This is a genomic window from Streptomyces sp. NPDC026062 (genome assembly GCF_055568375.1).
Map to the genome: position 1 here is coordinate 42,540 of NZ_JBVHOQ010000020.1, position 23,515 is coordinate 66,054.

16 protein-coding genes are annotated in these 23,515 nt (G+C 71.9%); 9 read left to right on the forward strand and 7 right to left on the reverse strand.

Features of this window, described 5'->3' with window-relative positions; genetic code table 11:
• Positions 1-182: 182 nt before the first annotated feature.
• From ACZ4LX_RS19685 to galU, 7 genes are all read left to right on the forward strand, one after another.
• On the forward strand, positions 183-1,262 hold the full coding sequence (locus ACZ4LX_RS19685) for a PLL family lectin (protein ID WP_467646289.1): 1,080 nt from the start codon (positions 183-185) through the stop codon (positions 1,260-1,262).
• 352 nt (positions 1,263-1,614) lie between these two features.
• Positions 1,615-2,628, forward strand: coding sequence for a PLL family lectin (locus ACZ4LX_RS19690; protein ID WP_467646293.1), 1,014 nt, complete (start codon positions 1,615-1,617; stop codon positions 2,626-2,628).
• Between the two features lie 381 nt (positions 2,629-3,009).
• Positions 3,010-4,827, forward strand: coding sequence for a stealth family protein (locus ACZ4LX_RS19695; RefSeq protein ID WP_467646297.1), 1,818 nt, complete (start codon positions 3,010-3,012; stop codon positions 4,825-4,827).
• A 53-nt stretch (positions 4,828-4,880) separates the two neighbouring features.
• The gene (locus tag ACZ4LX_RS19700; RefSeq protein WP_467646300.1) at positions 4,881-6,551 is read left to right on the forward strand and encodes a stealth family protein; all 1,671 of its coding nucleotides are present in this window, start codon (positions 4,881-4,883) and stop codon (positions 6,549-6,551) included.
• A gap of 3 nt (positions 6,552-6,554) precedes the next feature.
• The gene (locus tag ACZ4LX_RS19705) at positions 6,555-8,561 is read left to right on the forward strand and encodes a glycosyltransferase (protein WP_467646302.1); all 2,007 of its coding nucleotides are present in this window, start codon (positions 6,555-6,557) and stop codon (positions 8,559-8,561) included.
• Positions 8,562-8,601: 40 nt separating this feature from the next.
• On the forward strand, positions 8,602-10,605 hold the full coding sequence (locus ACZ4LX_RS19710) for a glycosyltransferase (protein ID WP_467646305.1): 2,004 nt from the start codon (positions 8,602-8,604) through the stop codon (positions 10,603-10,605).
• An 89-nt stretch (positions 10,606-10,694) separates the two neighbouring features.
• Entirely contained in the window at positions 10,695-11,609 is a 915-nt protein-coding gene (gene galU, locus ACZ4LX_RS19715; RefSeq protein ID WP_467646308.1) for a UTP--glucose-1-phosphate uridylyltransferase GalU, read from the forward strand.
• Positions 11,610-11,681: 72 nt separating this feature from the next.
• Here galU and ACZ4LX_RS19720 read toward each other — a convergent pair whose 3' ends face one another.
• The 5 genes from ACZ4LX_RS19720 to ACZ4LX_RS19740 all read right to left on the reverse strand — a co-directional run bounded on the left by ACZ4LX_RS19720 (position 11,682) and on the right by ACZ4LX_RS19740 (position 18,289).
• Positions 11,682-13,811, reverse strand: a complete 2,130-nt coding sequence (locus tag ACZ4LX_RS19720; protein WP_467646313.1) for a 3-hydroxyacyl-CoA dehydrogenase NAD-binding domain-containing protein — start codon at positions 13,809-13,811, stop codon at positions 11,682-11,684.
• Entirely contained in the window at positions 13,808-15,034 is a 1,227-nt protein-coding gene (locus ACZ4LX_RS19725) for a thiolase family protein (protein ID WP_467646317.1), read from the reverse strand. The genes ACZ4LX_RS19720 and ACZ4LX_RS19725 overlap by 4 nt, the downstream gene beginning before the upstream one ends.
• A gap of 265 nt (positions 15,035-15,299) precedes the next feature.
• Positions 15,300-16,574, reverse strand: a complete 1,275-nt coding sequence (locus ACZ4LX_RS19730) for an HRDC domain-containing protein (RefSeq protein WP_467646322.1) — start codon at positions 16,572-16,574, stop codon at positions 15,300-15,302.
• Positions 16,575-16,700: 126 nt separating this feature from the next.
• The gene (locus tag ACZ4LX_RS19735) at positions 16,701-17,363 is read right to left on the reverse strand and encodes a helix-turn-helix transcriptional regulator (protein WP_093899280.1); all 663 of its coding nucleotides are present in this window, start codon (positions 17,361-17,363) and stop codon (positions 16,701-16,703) included.
• A gap of 266 nt (positions 17,364-17,629) precedes the next feature.
• The gene (locus ACZ4LX_RS19740; RefSeq protein ID WP_467646328.1) at positions 17,630-18,289 is read right to left on the reverse strand and encodes a DUF3000 domain-containing protein; all 660 of its coding nucleotides are present in this window, start codon (positions 18,287-18,289) and stop codon (positions 17,630-17,632) included.
• Between the two features lie 92 nt (positions 18,290-18,381).
• On the opposite strand from ACZ4LX_RS19740, the gene hemE reads away from it, so the two are divergent.
• Positions 18,382-19,455, forward strand: a complete 1,074-nt coding sequence (gene hemE, locus ACZ4LX_RS19745) for a uroporphyrinogen decarboxylase (RefSeq protein ID WP_467646331.1) — start codon at positions 18,382-18,384, stop codon at positions 19,453-19,455.
• Positions 19,456-19,474: 19 nt separating this feature from the next.
• On the opposite strand, the gene ACZ4LX_RS19750 is transcribed toward hemE, so the two are convergent.
• Both ACZ4LX_RS19750 and ACZ4LX_RS19755 read right to left on the reverse strand, forming a co-directional pair.
• The gene (locus ACZ4LX_RS19750) at positions 19,475-20,857 is read right to left on the reverse strand and encodes an FAD-dependent oxidoreductase (RefSeq protein WP_467646334.1); all 1,383 of its coding nucleotides are present in this window, start codon (positions 20,855-20,857) and stop codon (positions 19,475-19,477) included.
• 85 nt (positions 20,858-20,942) lie between these two features.
• Positions 20,943-21,887, reverse strand: coding sequence for a DUF4349 domain-containing protein (locus tag ACZ4LX_RS19755; RefSeq protein ID WP_467646337.1), 945 nt, complete (start codon positions 21,885-21,887; stop codon positions 20,943-20,945).
• Positions 21,888-22,014: 127 nt separating this feature from the next.
• Here ACZ4LX_RS19755 and hemG point away from each other — a divergent pair, with 127 nt between their 5' ends.
• Positions 22,015-23,514, forward strand: coding sequence for a protoporphyrinogen oxidase (hemG, locus tag ACZ4LX_RS19760; protein WP_467646340.1), 1,500 nt, complete (start codon positions 22,015-22,017; stop codon positions 23,512-23,514).
• Position 23,515 lies beyond the last annotated feature (1 nt).

Below are 23,515 nucleotides of genomic sequence, written 5' to 3' on the forward strand. Positions count from 1 at the left end.
CGCGCGGGCGGCGGAGCCGGAGGGGCGGCGGCGGATCGGGCACCGGCCGGACCCTGGGGAGGCTTCCGCGCCGGGGGCTTTCGGACCCGGGGGAGGCTTCCGTGCCGGGGCTTTAGGATGTGACAGCTTCGAAACATTGTACGAGGCGTGGAAAGTCAGCTCTCGGAAGGTGATCGCAGACCATGCGCGGACAGGATGCCCGTGCGGCCTCGAAGGCCGTGCCCGAAGCCGGGGCATTGCGCGGTATCTGGCTCACCCGGGGGAAGGACGGCAGGCTCACCGCTTACGCCCCCGGCGGCGGCGGGCTGCGCCGCTGGACCGAGAGCCGCCCCGGAGGCCCGGAATGGGGTGCTCCGGACGAGGTGCCGGCGCCGCGTCTGACGCATCTGGCCGTGACGCAGACCGCCGAGGCCTATGTGCACCTCGTCGGCCGTCGCGAACAGGCCTCGGCCGACGGCAGCGTCACCGCCGGCATCGTGCACGCGATCCAGTACCAGACGGGCCGTCCCCCTTCGGTCTGGCACCCGTTGGGCACCCCGCACAAGGAGGACCACACGGGCGGCAGTCTGGGCGCGCCGGTCGCCGTCGTCAGCCGCCCCGGCGAGCTGCACATCGCGGTCCGCGACGGGAACGGCGGTATGCGGCTGCTCCGCGAGAAGCCCAACGGCAGGTGGGGTGTCTGGGGGGTCCTGCACGGCAAGAACATCAAGGGCGAACCCGCCATGGTCGCGCTCGGCACCGGATGCGTCACGGTCCTCGCCGCGACGGACGAGGGTGCGCTGCACTGGCAGCAGGCGGAGCCCAGCGGACGGTGGGGCGGGTCCGAGCGCCTGGGCATCACGCTGACGCCCGGCTCGCCGGCCGCACTGGAAACCGCCCCCGGCCGGGTCACGTACTACGGGACCGATCCGGCCGGCGGTGTCGTCGCCTACCGTCCCGACACCGGCCCCATGCCCCTCGGCGGCGCCCCGGGCGAGGGTGCGCCGGCCCTGATCCGCACGGTGCTGGACGGCTTCGACTGCACGGTGCTGGCCCATCGCGGCGCGAACGGCTGCGCGGTCGTCGGCGTCGGGGTGACCGAGAAGGAGGGCGACGGGGTGTGGTGGTCCGACACTGGAGTGCCCTGTCTGACCACTCCGGCCCTGATCCACGATGCGCGGGGCCGGGTGGTGATGGCGGTGACCGGTGCGGACGGCGTTCCGCGTGTGGCGCGGCAGACGGACGGGCCGGGGCTGAGCTTCGAACAGTGGCGTGAGCTCTGAGCGGTTCGGCTCACTGACATCGCGCGGCCGGTCCGCTCCGGCACCGCGAACACCTCCGGGCGACCGCTCGTCGGCGACCCGGCCGATCGCGCGTGCCGGTTCCGCCGCGGCGCGCGCCGTTCACCCCACGGGCGGGGCGGGTGAGCGGCGGAGTGCGACGGTCCGCCGGAGGGCGGGCAGGCGCTGAGCATATGATGGTGGCGGACCCGTGTGGGTGCGATGGAGAAATGGTGAAGCGGAGAGGGCGTCACAGGTCATGCGGAGAAGAGGGCCGGACTCCGCGCGCAGCGCCCGTCCTCTCATCCCGTCTCCCGGGAACCACCAGGTCGATGGAGTGCCGCGTGGCCGCTGGATGTCCCTCGGCAGGGACGGCAGGCTCACGCTCCATGCCCGCACGGACGGCGGTCTGCTGCGCTGGACGGAGCGGAGCCCGGGAGGGGACCGCTGGCAGGGCCCGGACTTCGTACCGGTCGTCGGCCTCACGGACCTGACCGTCGTTCAGGGCGCCAACGCCTACGTGCACTTCCTCGGGCGACGCGAACGCCGTGGCCCCGACGGGCCCGCCGTGGACTTCGTCCATGCCGTCCAGTACCAGACCGGCCGTCCCGTCACCCAGTGGCGCTCCCTCGGCAACCCGCACCGTGACCGGGACGAGGGCCGGAACGCCGGCGCCCCGGCCGGGGCGGTCGACGCGCAGGGGACGGTCTTCGTCTTCGTGCGCAACGCCGGCCGCGGACTGCAGATGCGCCGCGAGGGCAAGGGCGGCACATGGGCGGCCTGGCAGGACCTCAAAGGGTCCGGGCTCGCCTCCGGGCTTGTGGCGTCGGTGACCTCCGGCGGACTCGTGGAGGTCTTCGCCCCCGGCGAACGCGGGGCGCGGCAGTGGCGTCAGGAGAGTCCGGACGGCCCGCTGCTGATGGCGCAGCCCCTGCCGTTCCAGCTGCTGGACGGTTCCGTGGCGGCGCTGGAGACGGCGCCCGAGCGCTTCACCTACTACTGGGCCGACGCGAACAGGGCAGGGGTCGTCTCCTATCGGGCGGGTGCCTGGCCCGTGCCGGTGGGCGGGTCCCCCGGGGACGGCGCCGTCGTGGCGTTGCGGGCCCCGCTCGACGGCTACGACTGCACGGTTCTCGCGCAGCGCGGAGCGGGCGGCACTCTGCTGATCGGGGTCTGCGGAACCGAGGGGGAGCAGGGCGGGGTCTGGTGGTCGGACACCGCCGCGGAGTGCGTCGGAGATCCCGCGCTCGTACTCGACGGACACGGTCGCGTCGTGGTGGCGGTGTGCGGGCGGGACGGGTCCGTGTCCGTCGCCCGGCAGGAGGCGGGGCCCGGTCTCACGCTCTCGCCGCACTGGCGCCGGCTGTGACCCGACCTGACATGTCCCGCCCTGACCGGACCTGATCGGGGCGGGACCTGACCTGACCGCAGCGGCGCGGATCGCCGGGCGACGGCGCGTCACCTCGATGTCATGTGATGTTCGCGTGAAGTTGTAAAAGGTTGTACGGCTTCCCGGTGGGATTCATCACGGGGTTATGTCGCTGATGTCCATTCTTTCGGCTGGACGTTGATCCGTTTTTTATGTGAAGGTTCTGTGACTTGCTCGCGAGTGAGCAAATCCGACCGCTCAGTGGAGCGGTCCGCATGGTGGATGACAGGTTTCGGTCTCGTACCGTCCGTCGGCCGGGCACGACGGGGTGCCTGATCACGACAGACGCTGGACCGCAGTGGCGTGGGTGGTGGATGCCTCGTGGTCGGTTCCGGCAATCCGGAGGCGGGATCGCTGGTTTCGGCGTACCGGTCCGTGGTACCGGCCGGCGCGCGAAAAGGCATAGTCCGCAAGGTTCCCGCCCCGCTCCGCTCCGCGGTCAAGTCCTCGTTCACCTCCGTGGACGCCGTCCGGTCGGCGACCGTGGTCTGGGCCATGGGAGGCCGCCGCAACGCGCCCCGGCACAGCGCGGCCGCCATGCAGCGGGTCGTACGCATCAAGGGCCGGCACATGCGTGCCCTGCTCGTGGACGGCGCCACGGCGTGGGCTGCCCGGGCACGCAATCTGCACATCCTCATCGCCGCGCTGGAGGCCGGGGACGTCGAGTACTTCTGCGTCCGGGGCGCCACCCATGACGTTCCGACGGTCGCGGTGCCCGCACGGCTGCGCGAGGCGGCGCAGGAGATACTCCAGATCGCCTTCGAACAGTCCCCGGGCTACGTGGGCGGGTCCTCCGCGTCGGAGTCGGACATGCGGCCCGGCGACGACGGCCGATCCTGGCGCCAGCTGCGCAGACATGACGCCCTCAGGGTCGCCTGGTACGTCACCGATCCCACCGAGGAGCTGGTGTTCGGCGCCGACCAGGGCTGCGATCTGGAGTTCTGGGCGGAACGTGACGGCCGGCTGGAGGCGCCCCGCCCCAACCGGGTGGTGGACGAGGTACCGGCCGACGCACCACGCCACACCGTCCCGCAGGCCCTGTTCGCCCTGGTTCCCGGCGCCTACAGCACGGGCAGCGCACGCACCGTGGCCGAATTCACCCAGCCCCTGGCGGAGGACCACCTCTTCCCCATCGACGTCGTCTACACCTGGGTCGACGACTCCGACCCCGAGTGGAGCGCCGAACGCGACGCGGTGCGCTCGGGACGGATGGGCGGCGCGCCGAAGACCCTGCACGCCCAGGCGGCCAACGACGCGCGCTTCACCAGCCGCGACGAACTGCGCTACTCCCTGCGCTCCCTGCACCAGTACGCACCCTGGGTCCGTACCGTCTATCTGGTCACCGCCGGACAGGTGCCCCGCTGGCTGGACGCCGACGCCCCGGGCCTCCAGGTCGTCGACCACCGTGAGATCTTCTCGGACCCCACCGCTCTGCCCACCTTCAACTCACACGCCATCGAAAGCCAGTTGCACCACATCGACGGCCTGTCCGAGCACTTCCTCTACCTCAACGACGATGTGTTCTTCGGCCGCCCGCTCGGTGCCGACCGCTTCTTCCACACCAATGGCCTGACCAAATTCTTCCCGTCCAAGGCGCTCGTACCGAGCGGCCCCGCAGGCGCCGACGACCTGCCGGTGAACGCGGCGGGCAAGAACAGCCGGGCACTGATCGAGCGGTCCTTCGGCACCCGTATCGCACAGAAGATGAAGCACACCCCGCATCCGCTGCGCCGCAGCATCCTCGCCGACATCGAGCTGGTCTACAGCGAGGACCACCACCGCACCCAGCACTCCCGCTTCCGGTCCCCCGAGGACGTCCCCATCGCCTCGTCCCTGCACCACTACTACGGCTTCCACACCGGCCGTACGACCGCCGGAAACCTGCGCTACCAGTACATCGACCTCGCCGCAGACCAGGCCCGGCGCCGCCTGAACAATCTCCTCGCCCACCGGAACTTCGACACGTTCTGCCTGAACGACACCGTCGAGCATCCCGACCCGGAGGCCCAGGAACACATGGTCAGGACCTTTCTCGACGCGTACTTCCCCGTCCCCAGCCGCTTCGAGCGGGCGGACTCGGACGAGTACCGCAACGTGAGCCGGTCCACCGGGCCCGAGAAGGCCGAGATCCAACGGTGAGCGAACCGCTCCACCTGCCGCAGCACCCGACCCCCGTAACGAAAGTGAACCGCGTGTTTGACACCTCCGGCCCGGCAACGGCCGGCGAGACCTCCATGGGCACCGGCCCGCGCCCGGAGCCGGTGCCGGCGCAACTGCGCAGGGGCCGTACGGAGCGGCAGGTCATCGTGGACATGCACAAACGTGTCGCCCTGGTGCACGACCGTCTCACGCCGCTCGCCGCGCGCGAGCTGAACAACCTCGAAGTCCGTCGCGCCCTGGAGCACGAGGGGATCGACTGGTTCGCGGTGCCGGGTCTCGACGACACCGCCTCCGCGATCGGCGTCGACGCGCGCCGACGCCCCCAGGCCCTGGCGGCGCTCCGCGCCCGGCTCTCCGGCAGCAAGGGCTACCTCGCCCGGCCCAAGACAGGCATGGCCCCCGGCGACGGCGCGTGGGAGGGCTCCTCGGACAAGACCTGGGAGCGGGCGAAGAGCCTGTCCGTCGTACGCGCCTTCTGGTTCCGCACCACGGAGGAAGGGCACCTCACGCATGGTGCCGACACCGGCTGCGACATCGAGTTCTGGGAGCCCGCGGAGAGCGAGCCCGGCCAGGGAACCGACCGCCTCGTCGCGCCCCGCCGCAACCGCGCCAGCGAGCAGGTCTCCCTCGGCCACGAGCAGCGTGTCGTGCCCGGGGAGCAGATGACCAGGCTCGTGGGCCGGGCCCACGAGTCCGAGGTGCCGCCGCTGCGCCCGACGCGCACTCGCCCCGAACTGGACATCCTCTTCCCCGACGAGCACCCCTTCCCCATCGACGTCGTCTACACCTGGGTGGACGGCGACGACCCGGCCTGGCAGCGGCGCCGCGCCGAGAGCCGTGGTGAGGTCTTCCACGCGGAGGCGGCGAGCCTGGCCCGCTATGTCTCCCGCGACGAGCTGAAGTACAGCCTCCGCTCGGTGCGGATGTTCATGCCGTGGGTGCGGAACATCTACATCGTCACCGATCAGCAGACCCCGCACTGGTGGTCCCCCGGCGACAACAGGGCCCGTGTGGTGGACCACCGGGAGATCTTCGACGACCCCTCCCACCTGCCCACCTTCAACAGCCACGCGATCGAGTCCAGGCTGCACCACATACCCGGACTGTCGCGCCACTTCGTCTACTTCAACGACGACATGTTCATCGGCCGCACCCTCACGCCCTCGGCGTTCTTCCACCCGAACGGCATCGCCAAGTTCTTCCCGTCCCCGGCCCAGGTCCCCTACGGCCCGCCGGAACCCGACGAGGTGCCCACCTCGGTCGCCGCCAAGAACAACCGCCGGCTCATCCAGGAGCGGTTCGGCCGCACGCTCGTACAGAAGATGAAGCACGTGCCGTACGCGCTCAACCGCGACGTCCTCGCCGCCATCGAACGGGACTTCCCCGAAGAGCACCGGCGCACCTCCGCCAGTGCCGTGCGGTCCGTCACCGACCTCTCCATCGCCTCCTCGCTGCACCACTACTACAGCTACTACTCCGGGCGCAGCCTGCCCGGCGACCTCCGGTACGGCTACTTCGCGCTGGACGACCCCGAGCTGGAGCACAAGCTGGAACTCCTGCTGCTGCGCCGGGACCGCGACACCTTCTGCCTCAACGACTCCGCGAGCGACCCCGCCGAGATCGAGCACCAGAGCCAGCTGCTCCACCGATTCCTCGAAGCCTTCTACCCGGTGCCGAGCCCGTACGAGAAGGCAGCGGCCTGAGCCATGAACATCGAGATACTCGTCCACACCCTGGCCACCGACTCCATCGGCGCGCGGGCAGCCGCCCGCCTCGCCCAGTCCCTCGTCACCGGACACCGGGTGACCGTCGTCGCCGTGCGAGGCGCCGCCGCGGCACACCAGGCGCTGCGGCTCCCGGAGAACGTCACCGTGCTCGCCCTGGCCCCCTCGGTCGCGGCCGGCGACCGGGACGACGACAACACCTCGGAACTCGTCATCGCGGGCGACCCCGAGTTCCGGCGCTACAACCGCGCCGACGACGGAAGGATCCGGAAGCACCTGGCCGCGACCGGCGCCGACGTGGTGATCGCCCTCAGTTCCGCGCTCGGCGCCGCCCTGGCCCAGTGCCGCGTTCCCCACGCGCGGCGCATCGCCCGCCAGCCCGCACCGGTCGAGCGGCTCCCGGAATCGGTGCGTGCCCGCTGGACGGAGCTCTACCGCGAACTGGACGCGGTCGTCCCGCTCACCCGGAGCGACGCCGCCGCCCCCGAGTACCAGGCCCTCCGCGCCGCCGGCGTCGAGGTGCGTCACATCGCCGAGCCGGTGCTGCTCGCCGACAGCCCGGACAAGCCGACGACGGGCGTGGTCATCAGCGCCGGGCGGCTGGTCTCGCACCGCCGCGTCGACCTGGCACTGCACGCCTTCGCCCGGACCTGCGCGAACCAACCGGGATGGCAGCTACGAGTGTTCGGCACCGGGCCGCTGCGCCGGGAGACCCGCGAACTGGTCACCGCGCTGGGACTCCACGACCATGTGCTGCTGTTCGACCGGGAAGCCGGCGAAGAGGACTTCTACGACGCCGACATCGCTCTGGTCACCGCCGAGCGCCTGGACAGTGCCCGCCCGGTGCTGGAAGCACTCGCCCAGGCCACACCCGTGGTCGCCACGGAGGTGCCCTGCGGGGCACCCGAAGTGCTCACCGACGGCCACGGCGGGCTGCTGGTGCCGGTCGGCGACGTCGAGGCCACGGCCGGTGCCCTGGAGCGGTACATGGCCGACGAACTGCTGCGCTCCCTGCACCGGGCCCACGCCCTGCGGACCGCGTGGTCCGCGGGCACGGATCAGGTCGCGGACGCGTACGAGGAGCTGTTCGGCGCCGTCAAGGCGGGGGCACGCGGCCGCTGGGGCAAGGGGCGGCGCGCGGCCGGCGGTGCGCCCGCCGAGAGCCGCCCCCTTCCCACCGCGGACTGCCGGGTGCTGCCGAACGGTGCCTGGGAGCTCACCCTGCGCGGCGTGTCCGGCGCCCGCAACGTGCGCGTCAAGGAGCAGGGCAAGGGCCGCGGGACAGTGGCCGACTTCGCGGTCGACAGCGGTGGCACCAGGGCCATGATCGACGCACGCGCGCTTGCCGCGCTGGGCGAGGGCCGCGCCGATCTCCACGTGGTGGACGGCAAGGGCAAGGAGCGGCGCCTGCGCTACGGGTGGTGCACGCTCGGCGGGGCCCGCGACGTCGGGCACCTGAGCGACCTGGACCACTTCCACTGGGCGCTGCCGTACGCGACCGAGGGCGGTTATCTGCGCCTGCGGGTCTGGTCCCGGCCCAGCCACGCCGAGCTGGTGACCGTCGACTACAGCGACACGAGCCTGTGGCTGACGGGCTGGCTCCAGGGGGAGTGGCGGCTCGGCGGCGAGCCGCTGTTGCTGCTGCGCCGGCGCCAGGAGCCCGCGCACACGATGGCGGCCGGCCGGGTGCGCTTCGAGGACGGCTGGTTCGGCGCCGAGCTGAACATGGACGAGGCCATGAGGGCCCGACTGCTCATGCGCGAGAACTGGGACGTGCTGCTCACCGACGGCAGCGGCCGCGAGCCGGTCAGGGTGGCGCGCATCGCCGACGACCAGGTGGTGAGGCGCGATGTGCAGCGCTTCCCGGAGCTGGTGCGGGAGGAGCCGCCGGACCTGTTCGGCCCCGACGTCGGCCGTGCCGTCGTCGGGCTGCGCCCCTACTTCACCGCGGACAACGAACTCTCGCTCGTGGTGACCGAGCACCACTGACCGCCGCCTCCACCGACCTCAACCATCCCGAAGGACACTTGTGCGGATCTCCTTCCTGCTCCACAGCATCGACAATTTCGGCGGCGTACCGCGGGCGACCAGCAGCCTGGCCTCCGCACTCGCGGTCCACCACGAGGTGGAGATCGTCTCGGTCTTCCGTACGGCGGACCGGCCGTCCTTCCCGCCGGCCGGCGACGTGACCGTGCGCTACCTGGAGGACCGGCGCGAAGGGGCGGCCGGGGCCAAGGGCACGAAGCCGTCCCGGATCATGCCGCGCGAGGACGACTGGGCCGGTCAGTACACCGAGGAGGTCGACGACCTGATCCTCGGTCACCTCGGCCGCGGCGGCGCCGATGTCGTGATCGCCGCCCGGCCGACGCTCGCCGCGTACCTCATCGCCCACGGACGGCACGGTTACGGGCGCGTGGTCATCGACCACGAGGGCTCGATGGTGCCCTCCCAGGAGCTGCGCGAGCGGACGCTGGAGCTGTACCGCGAGATGGACGGCGTCGTCTGCCTCACCCGGGCCGACATGAACAACTACCAGCGACAGCTGGGCGACCGGGCACCCCTGCTCGCCGGCATCGGCAACATCGTGCCGCCGCCGGCCAGGCACGCCCCGGTGCGCGGCCTGCCGCTGATCGCCGCCGCGGGGCAGCTCGTGCCGCGCAAGGGCTTCGACACACTGATCAACGCGTTCGCCCTGGTCGCCCCCCACCACCCGGAGTGGCGGCTGCGCATCTTCGGCCGGGGGCCCGAACAGGCACGGCTGCAGGAACTCGTGCACGCCCACGGGCTCAGCGACGCGGTCCGCCTCATGGGCGCGCTGCCCGACCTCACCGCCGAGTGGGACAAGGCCGCCTTCGCGGTGAGCGCGGCCCGCCGTGAGTCCTTCGGTCTCACCATGGTGGAGGCCATGCACCACGGGCTTCCGGTCCTCGCCGCCGACGCGCCCTTCGGTCCGGGCGAGATCGTCGTTCCGGGCCACAACGGCATCCTGGTTCCCGTGGGTGACGAGGAGGCCATGTCGCACGCGATGCGCCACCTCATCGAGCAGCCGGCCGAACGGGAGAAGCTGTCCCAGGGCGCCTACGCCACGGCCCCGCTCTACAGCGCCGAACAGATCGCCTTCCGCTACGACGCCTTTCTGCGGGATGTGAGGGCCTCGGTACCGGAGGACCACACCGCCCCGGCCCCGGCCCCGGCCGCCGCCCCGTCCGGTGTCCCGGCGGACGTACTGGTGCGCGGCGACGGCACGATCGAGGTCCGCGTCCTGCTGCACCCCGGCGAGGAGCCCCCCGCGCTCCGTGTCGCCCCGCGCAGGGGCGAGACGCTGGTCAGCCTGGCCGCCCTGGGTACCTCGGTGGACGAGGCGACGGGCGTGCTGCGGTCCGTGTACGCGGTTCCCGCCGAACCGCCGGTCCTCGCCGAGGGCCGTTACGACATCGGCCTGGAACTGCCGGACGGCGGGCGCCGGCCGCTCGCCGTGGAGGGCATCCACACCGGAGGTCTGCTGGTCCGCCGGATCCCGGCGGAAGGTCCCGCCTACTGGCCCGTGCCCTACCGCACCGCGGACGGCCATCTGTCGGTCTTCGTCCGCCATCGCGTGGAGCACGCCGAGGTGCGTGCCGTGCTGGTGGGGCAGGACGGCTGGCTCGTGCGCGGCGGCCTCGTCGTTCCGCAGGGCACCGACCTGTCCCGGCTGCGGCTGGGGGCCACGCCCCGTAAGGGAAGTCTCGCGTCCACGGTGTCGGGCCAGGTCTCCGTGGGGCACGACGGAGCCTTCGAGGCGCATCTGCCGTTCGCCGGAGTGGTGGCGGCCTCGTCGGGCGGCCACGACGACTGGGACCTCTGGCTGGAGCGTGAGCCCGGCAGGCCGCGCATCCGGCTGGCGCGCTTCTTCGACGACATCCTGGAGCGCAAGCGGATCGACGTCTATCCCACGCAGCGCTGGCACCACCCGACGCAGGGCCCGGCGCGCGGCAGGGTCTTCTTCACACCCGGCAACGAGCTGTCCTTCACCGTCAGCCCCGACAAGGGCTGACCCCCTTCTTTTTGACGGCCCTGGATCCCCAGCCCCGTCCCCGTCTCTGTCACCTCGCCGTCCGACCGCCCGCTGTGGAGTACACGTTCATGCCTACGCACCACCGCCGAACCCGCAAGGCCGTCATCCCGGCCGCGGGTCTCGGCACCCGATTCCTCCCCGCGACCAAGGCGACTCCCAAGGAGATGCTCCCGGTCGTGGACCGGCCCGCCATCGAGTACGTGGTGGCGGAGGCCGTACGCAGCGGACTCGATGATGTGCTCATGGTCACCGGCCGCAACAAGCGGGCCCTGGAGGACCACTTCGACCGTGCCTACGAACTGGAACACCTGCTGGAGCTGAAGGGCGACCTCGGCAAGCTGCGCCAGGTCCGCGAGTCGAGCGAACTGGCCGATGTCCACTACGTGCGGCAGGGCAACCCGCTCGGCCTGGGCCACGCCGTCCTCTGCGCCGAACCGCACGTCGGCGACGCCCCGTTCGCCGTGCTGCTCGGCGACGACCTCATCGACGAACGCGATCCGCTGCTCGCCCGGATGCTGGAGGTCCAGGAGCAGCGGGGCGGCAGCGTCGTGGCGCTCATGGAGGTCGAGGACGACCGCACACATCTGTACGGGTGTGCGGCCGTGGCCCCCCTGGACGGTGAGGCGGACGACGTCCTGGCCGTCACCGATCTCGTGGAGAAGCCCGAACCCGGCACCGCGCCCAGCAACTTCGCCGTGATCGGGCGGTACGTCCTGGCCCCGCAGATCTTCGATGTCCTGCGTACGACCCCGCCCGGCCGGGGCGGTGAGATCCAGCTGACCGACGCGCTGCGCCAGTTGGCCGTCGACCCGGGTCTCGGAGGCCCCGTGCACGCGGTGGTCTTCGCGGGCCGCCGCTACGACACCGGGGATCGCGGCGACTATCTGCGTGCCGTCGTCCGGCTGGCCTGCGACCGCGAGGACCTCGGCCCGGACTTCCGTGCCTGGCTGGGGGAGTTCGTGAAGGAAGAGGGCATCCGCTAGCGGGCCGGGCGACCGACGAGGGCCGTACGGGAGCGATCCCGTACGGCCCTCGTCGTGTTCGAGGAGCTGGTGCTACGCCGGAACGCTCGCCACACCCCGCGCCAGGAACTTCTTGCCGTTGACCCGCTCGGAGACGCCCTCACGGTCCAGGTACGGCGTGATCCCGCCCAGGTGGAAGGGCCAGCCCGCGCCGGTGATCAGGCAGAGGTCGATGTCCTGGGCCTCGGCGACGACGCCCTCGTCCAGCATCAGACCGATCTCCTGCGCGACCGCGTCCAGGACGCGGTCACGGACCTGCTCCTCGGACAGGACCGAGTCGCCCTGCTTCAGGAGCGCGGCGACCTCCGGGTCCAGCTCCGGCTTGCCGGAGTCGTAGACGTAGAAGCCGCGCTTGCCGGCCTTGACCACGGCCGCCAGGTTCTCGGAGACGGTGAAGCGCTCCGGGAAGGCGCGGTTCAGGGTCTCGGAGACGTGCAGGCCGATCGCCGGGCCGACCAGCTCCAGGAGCACCAGCGGGGACATCGGCAGGCCGAGCGGCTCGATGGCCTTCTCCGCGACCTCGACCGGGGTGCCCTCGTCGATGACGTTCTGGATCTCGCCCATGAAGCGGGTGAGGATGCGGTTGACGACGAACGCCGGGGCGTCCTTCACCAGAACCGCGGTCTTCTTCAGCTTGCGGGCCACGCCGAAGGCCGTCGCCAGCGAGGCGTCGTCCGTCCGCTCGCCGCGGACGATCTCCAGCAGCGGGAGGATCGCGACCGGGTTGAAGAAGTGGAAGCCGACGACCCGCTCCGGGTTCTTCAGCTTCGACGCCATCTCGGTGACCGAGAGGGAGGAGGTGTTGGTGGCCAGGATCGCGTGCGCCGGGGCGACCGCCTCGACCTCCGCGAACACCTGCTGCTTGACGCCGATCTCCTCGAAGACGGCCTCGATGATGAAGTCGGCGTCGGAGAAGCCCTCCGCCTTGTCCAGCACACCGGAGACCAGGGCCTTGAGGCGGTTGGCCTTGTCCTGGTTGATGCGGCCCTTGCCGAGCAGCTTCTCGATCTCGGCGTGGACATAGCCCACACCCTTGTCGACGCGTGCCTGGTCGATGTCGGTCAGCACGACCGGCACCTCGAGACGGCGCAGGAAGAGCAGCGCGAGCTGCGAGGCCATCAGGCCCGCGCCCACCACACCGACCTTGGTGACCGGACGGGCCAGGTTCTTGTCCGGGGCACCGGCCGGGCGCTTGGCGCGCTTCTGGACCAGGTTGAAGGAGTAGATCCCGGAGCGCAGCTCGCCGCCCATGATCAGGTCCGCGAGGGCCTGGTCCTCACGGTCGAAGCCGGCGCCCAGGTCGCCGTCCTTGGCCGCGGCGATGATCTCCAGCGCGCGGTACGCGGCCGGGGCCGCGCCGTGCACCTTGGAGTCGGCGACGGCCTTGCCCCGGGCGACGGCCTGGTCCCAGGCGTCACCGCGGTCGATCGCGGGGCGCTCCACCGTGACCGTGCCGTTCAGCACGTTCGCGGTCCAGATCAGCGACTGCTCCAGGAAGTCCGCACCCTCGAAGAGGGCGTCGGCGATGCCGAGCTCGAAGACCTGCTTGCCCTTGAGCTGACGGTTCTGGTTCAGCGAGTTCTCGATGATCACCGAGACCGCGCGGTCGGCGCCGATCAGGTTCGGCAGCAGGGCGCAGCCGCCCCAGCCGGGGACCAGGCCGAGGAAGACCTCGGGCAGCGAGAACGCGGGCAGCGCCTTGGAGACGGTGCGGTACGAGCAGTGCAGACCGACCTCGACACCGCCGCCCATGGCCGCGCCGTTGTAGTACGCGAAGGTGGGGACCGCGAGGGAGGACAGCCGGCGGAAGACGTCGTGGCCGCCCTTGCCGATGGCGAGCGCGTCCTTGTGCTCCTTCAGCAGCTCGACGCCCTTGAGGTCGGCGCCGACCGCGAAGATGAACGGCTTGCCTGTGATCCCGATACCGGTGATCGCACCCTCGGCGGCCTCCTTCTCGACCTGGTCGACGGCGGCGTTCAGGTTCGCCAGCGACTGCGGTCCGAAGGTGGTCGGCTTGGTGTGGTCCAGGCCGTTGTCCAGCGTGATGAGAGCGAAGCTGCCCGCACCGGCCGGAAGGTCCAGGTGGCGTACGTGCGCCTGGGTGACGACCTCGCCGGGGAACAGCTCGGCCGCACCCTTCAGAAGCTCAGTGGTGGAGCTCACTTGTCGCCTCCGGCGGTGTTGAAGTGCGGGTTCTCCCAGACGACCGTGGCGCCCATGCCGAAGCCGACGCACATGGTGGTCAGGCCGTAGCGGACCTCCGGCTGCTCCTCGAACTGGCGGGCCAGCTGGGTCATCAGCCGGACACCGGAGGAGGCCAGCGGGTGGCCGTACGCGATCGCGCCGCCGTACTGGTTGACGCGGGCGTCGTCGTCGGCGATGCCGTAGTGCTCCAGGAACGCGAGCACCTGCACGGCGAACGCCTCGTTGATCTCGAAGAGACCGATGTCCGAGATGGACAGGCCGGCCTTCGCCAGGGCCTTCTCCGTGGCCGGGATCGGGCCGTAGCCCATGACCTCCGGCTCGACGCCCGCGAAGGCGTAGGAGACGAGGCGCATCCTGACCGGAAGGCCCAGCTCGCGGGCGACGTCCTCGGCGGCGAGCAGCGAGGCGGTGGCGCCGTCGTTGAGCCCCGCCGCGTTACCGGCGGTCACGCGGCCGTGCGCGCGGAACGGGGTCTTCAGACCGGCCAGGGACTCCATCGTGGTGCCCGGACGCATCGGCTCGTCGGCGGTGACCAGGCCCCAGCCCGTCTCACCGGCCTCCGCGTTGGTGCGGCGCACGGAGACGGGTACCAGGTCCTGCTGGATCTTGCCGTTGGCGTACGCCTTGGCGGCCTTCTCCTGCGAGCGCACGGCGTACTCGTCGGCGCGCTGCTTGGTGATCGTGGGGTAGCGGTCGTGCAGGTTCTCCGCGGTCATGCCCATGAACAGGGCGGACTCGTCGACCAGCTTCTCCGACACGAAGCGCGGGTTCGGGTCCACGCCCTCGCCCATCGGGTGGCGGCCCATGTGCTCGACACCGCCGGCGACGACGACGTCGTACGCGCCGAAGGCGATGGAGCCGGCCGTCGAGGTGACGGCCGTCAGGGCGCCCGCACACATGCGGTCGATGGAGTAGCCGGGCACCGACTGCGGCAGTCCGGCCAGGATCCCGGCGGTACGGCCGAGGGTGAGGCCCTGGTCGCCGATCTGGGTGGTCGCGGCGATGGCGACCTCGTCGATCTTGGCGGGGTCCAGGTCCGGGTTGCGGCGCAGCAGCTCCCGGATGGCCTTCACGACGAGATCGTCGGCGCGGGTCTCGTGGTAGATGCCCTTCGGGCCCGCTTTGCCGAACGGGGTGCGGACGCCGTCGACGAAGACGACGTCCCGGATGGTACGAGGCACGGTGGCTCTCCTCCAGGGTGCGGGATGGCACTGCTGCGGGGCACGCCCAGGAGCGCGCCGCCACCCTCATGCTACTTGCGGGTAACCAGACTGCCCAGTCCTTGTGGCGGGAGCGGCGAAGGTCACATCGGCGAAATGGCCCGGTCGGCCCCGAAAAGGGGGCCGACCGGGCCATGGAGAGCAACGGTGCGTGTGGGCCGGGGCCGCCGGAACCTGGCGTGAATACGCCCCCTCGCGGTGGGGTCCGAGGCCGTCCGAAGCCTTCTCAGGCCTCCGTGGCGAGCGCGCGCAGCAGGATCGGGGCCACCTGTCCGATCTGCCAGTGCCGTGCCCCGTATCCGTGGAGCGCGTTCTCGACCGCGTCCGGCGTCAGGTTCTTCGGCGGTTCCCAGCACACCCGGCGCACGGTGTCGGGAGTGATGAGGTTCTCCTGCGGCATGTGCAGCCGTTCCGCCAGCTCGGACACGGCCGCGCGGGCGGCCGACAGCCGGGCCGCGGCGGCCGGGTCCTTGTCGGCCCAGGCGCGCGGCGGCGGCGGTCCGGCGAGGGGCTGGCCGGGCTGCGGCAGCTCCGACTCGGGCAGCGCCTTCGCCCGGTCCACGGCCGACTGCCACTGTTCCAGCTGGCGCCGGCCCATGCGGTGGCCGAAGCCGGGCAGCGCGGTCAGCGCCTGGGCGTTCGGCGGGAGCGCGAGGGCGGCCTCCACGATCGCGGCGTCGCCGAGCACCTTGCCGGGGGAGATGTCGCGGCGCTGGGCGATCTGGTCACGCATGGTCCACAGCTCACGGACCACCGCCATCTGCCGTCGCCTGCGGACCTTGTGCATGCCGGAGGTGCGGCGCCACGGGTCCTGGCGCGGGGGAGCGGGGGGTGCCGAGGCGATGGCGGCGAACTCCTCCTGCGCCCATTCCAGCTTGCCCTGCCGGTCGAGCTCCTTCTCCAGGGCGTTGCGCAGGTCGATCAGCAGCTCGACGTCGAGCGCCGCGTAGCGCAGCCAGGGGTCGGGCAGCGGGCGGGTCGACCAGTCGACGGCCGAGTGCCCCTTCTCCAGGGAGTAGCCGAGCACGCTTTCGACCATCGCGCCGAGGCCGACCCGCGGGAACCCGGCCAGCCGCCCGGCCAGCTCGGTGTCGAAGAGCCCGGTCGGCGTCATCCCTATCTCGCGCAGGCAGGGCAGGTCCTGGGTCGCCGCGTGCAGGATCCACTCGGTGCCGCGCAGTGCTTCGCCGAGCCCGGAAAGGTCGGGGCAGCCGACCGGGTCGACGAGCGCGCTGCCCGCGCCGTCACGGCGCAGCTGTACGAGGTAGGCGCGCTGTCCGTAGCGGTAGCCGGAGGCGCGCTCGGCGTCCACGGCCACCGGGCCGGAGCCCGCGGCGAAGGCGGCGATCACCCCGGCCAGGGCATCGTCGGAGGCCACCACCGGTGGAATGCCCTCGCGAGGTTCGAGCAAGGGAGTCGGCGCCGGGGCGACGTCGTCCGGGGGGGCGCCCCCGGTGGTTCGCAGTGAAGTGTCTGCTGCGGTCTCTTGGGCGTCGGTCACGTGTCAAGGGTATCTGTGTATGCGCGGCGCCCGTCGACGGAATGATCCGTCGGCGGGCGCCGATGCGTGTATTCCAGCCGGTTCCGCATTTCTGCACACCGGCGGGGGTGCGGATATCGGTGGGGTTCAGTGGATGATGCCCGTCCGCAGGGCGACGGCGACCATACCTGCACGGTCTCCGGTGCCGAGCTTGCGGGCGATTCGGGCGAGGTGGCTCTTGACGGTGAGGGCGGACAGGCCCATGGAGACGCCGATGGCCTTGTTGGACTGTCCTTCGGCGACGAGTCGCAGGACCTCCACCTCGCGGCCGGACAGTTCGCGGTAGCCGCCCGGGTGGCTCGGGGTGCCGGGGGGCCGGCGGTGCATACGGGCGGCGGTGGCGCCGATGGGTGCGACGCCGGGACGGGTGGGGTGGCCGATGTTGGTACGGGTGCCGGTGACGACGTAGCCCTTGACGCCGCCCGCGAGGGCGTTGCGCACGGCGCCGATGTCGTCGGCGGCGGAGAGGGCGAGGCCGTTCGGCCAGCCGGCGGCTCGGGTTTCGGACAGCAGGGTCAGCCCGGAACCGTCGGGCAGATGGACGTCGGCAACACAGATGTCGCGCGGGTTGCCGACGCGGGGGCGGGCCTCCGCGATGGACGACGCCTCGATGACGTCACGTACTCCGAGGGCCCACAGATGGCGGGTGACGGTGGAACGGACGCGTGGGTCGGCCACGACGACCATGGCCGTCGGTTTGTTCGGGCGGTAGGCGACCAGGCTTGCGGGCTGCTCTAGGAGAACGGACACCAGGCCTCCTGGGGAGTGGCGGGACGGGAGCCGGCTCGGGGATGAAGCCGGAGCGAACCGTGCTTGAAGGGTCACTGACTCCTTCGGCAGCAGACCCCTGCTCCTTTAGAGGAAGATCGCTATTTGGTGAGTAACAATTCGGGCAAATAGGACGCGCGATCGATTGTACGAAAAGAGAACCGGCGCCTGTGAGGCACATGCGAGAGGTTCCGTGACGCAGAGTCACGGAACCTGGAGTGGTGGGAACGCGTCGGGACAGCCCTCGGTCAGGAGACCTGCGGACCGCGCCGCTGCGGCAGCGTCACCACCGCCGCGTCCACCGGCTCCGACGGCGGCAGCCCGGCGATCTGGCACAGCAGGTCGCCCCACGCCATCAGATGCGCCGCCGTGTCCGGCACACCGCCGCGGCCCTCTCGCGGCGTCCACGACGCCCGGATCTCGATCTGCGTCGCCGGACGCCGTGCCGCCAGCGCGCCGAAGTAGTGCGAACCCGCCCGGGTGACCGTGCCGCCCGCCTCCCCGTACGACAGGCCACGCGCCTCCAGCGCGCCGGTCAGCCAGGACCAGCACACCTCGGGCAGCAGCGGATCGGAGGCCATCTCGGGCTCCAGCTCGGCCCGCACCAGCGTCACCAGCCGGAAATTGCCCTGCCAGGCCTCGTGCCCGGCGGGGTCGTGGAGCAGCACGAGCCGCCCGTCGGCGAGATCGTCCTCGCCGTCGACGACCGCCGCCTCCAGCGCGTACGCGAACGGAGCCAGGCGTTTGGGCGGCCGGGTCGGCTCCACCTCCAGCTCGGGCCTCAGCCGCGCCGAGCGCAGCGCGTCCACCGCCGAACGGAACGCGGGCGGGACGGAACCACCCTCCGCACTGTCCGTGCTGTCAGCACCATCGGATTGATCGGAGAAGTGTCCCTGCGCCGGAGCCATGCGGGGAAGCGTAGGCGGAACCGGAGCCTCGCGCGCGAAAGGACACCCGCGCGGGGCCGGGCTCATTCCCCGTGCGTGCGAAGATTCTGTGTGTGAGCGCCATTGACCGCCCCTCGGGCCACCAGACGAAGTCCTCCGCCACCCACGAATCGGCCTTCCTGAAGGCGTGCCGGCGCGAGCCGGTGCCGCACACGCCGGTCTGGTTCATGCGCCAGGCAGGGCGCTCGCTGCCCGAGTACCTGAAGGCGCGCGAGGGCATCCCGATGCTCGACTCCTGCATGATGCCGGAGCTCGTCGCCGAGATCACGATGCAGCCCGTGCGCCGCCACAAGGTCGACGCCGCCGTCTACTTCAGCGACATCGTCGTTCCCCTCAAGGCCATCGGCATCGACCTCGACATCAAGCCCGGCGTCGGACCCGTGATCGCCGAGCCGATCCGCACCCGTGCCGACCTGGCCCGGCTGCGCGACCTCACCCCCGAGGACGTCTGGTACGTCACCGAGGCCATCGGCCTGCTCACCGCCGAGCTGGGGACCACGCCGCTCATCGGGTTCGCCGGAGCGCCGTTCACGCTCGCCAGCTACCTCGTGGAGGGCGGCCCGTCCCGCAACCACGAGCACACCAAGGCCCTGATGTACGGCGACCCGGAACTCTGGGCCGACCTGCTCGACCGCCTCGCCGAGATCACCGGCGCCTTCCTCAAGGTCCAGATCGAGGCGGGCGCCTCCGCCGTGCAGCTCTTCGACTCCTGGGTCGGCGCCCTGGCCCCCGCCGACTACCGCCACTCCGTGCTGCCCGCCTCGGCGAAGGTGTTCGACGCCGTCGCGCACTACGAGGTCCCGCGCATCCACTTCGGTGTCGGCACCGGTGAACTGCTCGGCCTCATGGGCGAGGCCGGCGCGGACGTCGTGGGCGTCGACTGGCGGGTCCCGATGGACGAGGCCGCGCGCCGCGTCGGCCCCGGCAAGGCGCTCCAGGGCAACCTCGACCCCGCCGTGCTGTTCGCCCCGACCGCCGCGGTGGAGACCAAGGCCCAGGAGGTGCTGGACGCGGCCGCCGGTCTGGAGGGCCACATCTTCAACCTGGGCCACGGCGTGATGCCGTCGATGGACCCGGACGCGCTGACCCGCCTCGTCGAGTACGTCCACACCAGCACCGCCCGCTGACCCCGGAGGCGGGCGCCGCTCAGGCGGTGCCCGCCTTCCGCAGCGCGGCCACCGTCTTGCGGGCCGCCACCAGGACGGGGTCCCAGACCGGCGAGAACGGCGGGGCGTAGCCCAGGTCCAGGGACGTCATCTGCTCGACCGTCATCCCCGCGGTGAGCGCCACCGCCGCCACGTCCACCCGCTTCGCCGCCCCGTCACGGCCCACGATCTGCACGCCCAGCAGCCGCCCCGTGCGGTACTCCGCCAGCATCTTCACCGTCATCGGCCGCGCCCCCGGGTAGTACCCCGCCCGGCCCGTCGACTCGATCGTCGCCGTGACGAAGCGCAGGCCCACCGCGCGGGCGTCCTTCTCGCGCAGCCCGGTACGGGCGATCTCCAGGTCGCAGACCTTGCTCACGGCCGTGCCCACCACGCCCGGGAACGTCCCGTAGCCGCCGCCGACGTTGGACCCGATGATCTGGCCGTGCTTGTTGGCGTGGGTGCCCAGCGCGATGTGGCGGGTGCGGCCCGCGACCAGGTCGAGGACCTCGACGCAGTCACCGCCCGCCCAGATGTTGTCGTGGCCCACGACCCGCATCGACAGATCGGTCAGCAGCCCGCGGTGCGGGCCTAGCGGCAGCCCGACCGCGCGGGCCAGCGTGGTCTCCGGCTCGACGCCGATGCCGAGCACCACCACGTCCGCCGGATAGGACGCCCCGGCCGTCTCGACCGCGGTGACCCGGCCGTCCGGCCCGGTGCGGATCGCGGTGACCGCGGCCCCGTTCACCGTGGTGATCCCGAGCCCGTCCATCGCGTCATGGACCAGGCGCCCCATGTCCGGGTCGAGCGTCGCCATCGGCTGCTCGCCCCGGTTGAGCACGGTCACCTCGAAGCCGCGGGTCAGCATCGCCTCGGCCATCTCGACCCCGATGTAGCCCGCGCCGACGACGACCGCGCGACGCCCCTTCGCCCGGTCCAGGGTGTCCAGCAGGGCCTGTCCGTCGTCCAGGGTCTGCACGCCGTGCACCCCGGCCGCGTCCATGCCGGGCAGCGCGGGCCGCACCGGACGGGCCCCCGTCGCGATCACCAGCTTGTCGAAGCCGGTCCAGGACCTCTCGCCCGAGTCCCGGTCGAGTGAGCGCACCCGCTGCCCGGCGACATCGATCTCCGTCACCTCGGTGCGCATCCGCAGGTCGATGGCGCGGGCCCGGTGCTCCTCGGGGGTCCGGGCGATCAGATCGTCCCGCCGTGCCACGTCACCGCCGACCCAGTAGGGGATGCCGCAGGCGGAGTACGAGGTGAAATGGCCCCGCTCGAAGGCGGTGATGCTCAGCTCGTCCGGGCCCTTGAGCCGGCGCGCCTGTGACGCTGCGGACATGCCCGCAGCGTCACCGCCGATGACCACCAGTCGTTCCGCCGCCATGCCAGGTCCTTTCGACACCCCGTCCGAGAGGCCCACGCTACGGCGCGGTGGAGCCCGGGGGCGCCGCGGCGCCCCCGGGTACACCTCACTCGCCGGCCGGCGGTGCCTCCGCCTTCCCGCCCCGGCGGCGCACCAGCCGCCACAGCACCAGCAGCGCGGCCGCGGCGGCCAGGAACGGTGCGGCCGCGCCCACCGCCATCGCGAGCCACCGCAGCACCGTCACGAAGGCGTGCCAGCCGCCCGCCAGCGCGTCCAGGAATCCCGGACCGTCGTCCCCGTCGTCCTCGGACGCGGTCTCGGGCTCCATCAGGTCCAGCGTGATCGTGGCCAGCGTCGTACGGTCCTTCAGCGAGGCCTGCTGGGCGAGCAGCGACTCCAGCGATGCCTGACGGCTGCTCAGTTCGCCCTCCAGCACGACCACGTCGGCCAGCTTGTCCGCCCGGTCCATCAGCTTGCGCACCCGCGCCACGCTGGAGCGCTGGGTGGCGATGCGGCTGTCGATGTCGACGACCTCGTCGGTGACGTCCTTAGCGGTCGAGGTCCGCGAGAGCAGCTTCCCCGACCCGGAGAGCTCGCGCAGCACACCGTCGTACTCGTCCTGCGGTACCCGCAGGACGAGATGCGAGGAGTCGTGCGTGTCGTCCACCTGCTCGGTCGTCTCGTTGGCGACCAGGCCACCGGCGTTCTGCGCGACCGTGCGCGCGGCTGCCGCGGCCTTGGGCGCGCTCTTCACCTCGACCGACAGCGACGCGGTGCGGATGACGTGCGTCGCGGTCACCGGATTCGATTTCTTCGGCGACCCCGACCTGGCCCCGTCCTTCCTGGCGTCCGAGGCCGCCTCCCCGGCGGCGCCGCCCCTGCCCTGCTGGTCGGCGGAGAGGGCGCGCTTGTCGGAGCCCCCGTTGTCGCTGTCGCTCGCCGCGCCGCAGCCGCTCAGTGCGAGGACGGCGGTCAGGAGCCCGGCGGCGAGCGCGGTGTGGGTGCGGCCGGCCAGCCGTCTGCCGGTACGGGTGATGGGTGCTGTCTGCATAACTGTCCCCCCAGGACGTGTGCTTGATGGCTCCGGTTCGACGTACGAGGGGGTGGCCCCGGTTTCGGGGTGCCGGTTTCGAAGCGGTCACGGTCGGGACTCGGATGAGGTTTGAGAGAGTGGGGGCATGCAGCGTTCAACACAGCGTCCGGACAGGGCCCCCGGCCACGTCGTCGTCATCGGCGGCGGCATCGCCGGACTCGCGGCCGCCCACCGCCTTCTCGGCACCGGGCTGAAGGTCACCCTCCTGGAGGCGACCGGCCGGCTCGGCGGCAAGCTCATGACCGGTGAGGTCGCGGGCGTACAGGTCGACCTGGGAGCCGAGTCGATGCTCGCCAGGCGTCCGGAGGCGGTCGGCCTGGCCCGCGCCGTCGGCATCGGGGACCGGCTCCAGCCGCCCGCCACCGCCACCGCCGCGCTGTGGACGCGCGACGCGCTGCGCCCCATGCCCAAGGGCCATGTGATGGGTGTCCCGGGCGACCCGTCGGTCCTGGGCGACGTGCTCTCGCCCGAGGGTCTCGCCCGGATCGCGCAGGAACGCGATCTCACCCCGACCGCCGTCGGTGACGACGTGGCCGTCGGCGCCTATGTGGCGGACCGGCTCGGCCGCGAGGTCGTCGACCGGCTCGTCGAGCCGCTCCTGGGCGGGGTGTACGCGGGCGACGCCTACCGGATCTCGATGCGCGCCGCCGTACCGCAGCTCTTCGAGGTCGCCCGGCAGGGGGGATCCCTGCTCGACGGGGTCACCCGTATCCAGGAGCAGGCCGCTGCCCGGCAGCTGACCGGCCCGGTCTTCCAGGGCATCGACGGCGGCATCGGCACCCTGCCGGGCGCCGTCGCCGACGCCGTGCGTGCGGGCGGTGGCGAGATCCTCACCGAGACCCCCGTGCTGGGCCTGACCCGTACCGCCGGCGGATGGGACGTGCGCACCGACACCCGGGTGATCACCGCCGACGGAATCGTCCTCGCCGCCCCCGCCTGGTCCGCCTCCACCCTGCTGGCCGCCGAGTCCCCGGCCGCCTCCGCCGAGCTCGCGGGCGTCGAGTACGCGTCGATGGCCCTGATCACCATGGCGTTCCGGCGTTCGGACGTGGCGGGCTCCGAGGCCTTCGACGGCCGCTCGGGCTTTCTGGTGCCCCCGGTCGACGGCCGCACCATCAAGGCCTCCACGTTCTCCACCCACAAGTGGCAGTGGGTCTCCGACGCGGCCCCGGACCTGTTCGTCCTGCGGACCTCGGTGGGCCGCTACGGCGAGGAGGACCACCTCCACCGCGAGGACGCCGAGCTCGTCGGTGTCTCGCTGGCCGATCTCACCGCGGCGACCGGACTCACCGCGAAGCCCGTCTCCACCGAGGTCACCCGCTGGATCGGCGGGCTGCCCCAGTACCCCGTGGGTCATCTCGGCCGTGTCGCCCGGATCCGTGAGGAGGTCGCGAAACTGCCCGCGCTGCGCGTCTGCGGCGCGGTCTACGACGGGGTCGGCATCCCCGCCTGCGTCGCGAGTGCCCACCGTGCCGCGGACGAGATCGCCCGGGACGTCATGGGGGCGGGCGGCGGGGACGAGGGCGGGGAGATCATCGCCACCCCCACCCTGGTTCAGGGCACAGGGAGCGAGGCGGGACAATAGC